Here is a 309-nt window from a genome sequence, read left to right as displayed (position 1 = left end):
GGTGGGCGTCGAAGCTCCTGGCGAGGGCCTCCACGCCGTAGGTCGAAGGCAGCAGATCACGTGCGTACGCGATGGGCCCGGGCAGCCGCCCGGCGGGCAGCACCCCGAGCAGCAGCGCGGCCGACATGCCCAACTGCCCGAGCAGCGTGGCCAGTTCCTGCCGTGGCGCGAGCAGCCCCAGGGCCGCCCCGAGTCCGGCGAGCGCGGCGCCCGACAGCGGGATGACCGCGACGAGGACCCACAGATGCGCCATCGGGAGCTGGAAGAGCAGCGACCCGGTGACCGCGGTGACCACTGTCCCGGGCACGG

Annotated in this window: 1 protein-coding gene; it reads right to left on the bottom strand. The window is 74.4% G+C overall.

Annotated features, from left to right (window positions below; translation table 11 throughout):
• A partial coding sequence (locus J0695_RS39320) for an ABC transporter permease (protein WP_206969642.1) occupies positions 1–309 on the bottom strand: 309 nt, incomplete at both ends.

The organism is Streptomyces beijiangensis (assembly GCF_017315755.1).
Classification (GTDB): Bacteria; Actinomycetota; Actinomycetes; order Streptomycetales; family Streptomycetaceae; genus Streptomyces; species Streptomyces beijiangensis.
Note: the sequence above shows the minus strand (reverse complement) of the source record. Positions and strands in the feature narration are given on the sequence as shown.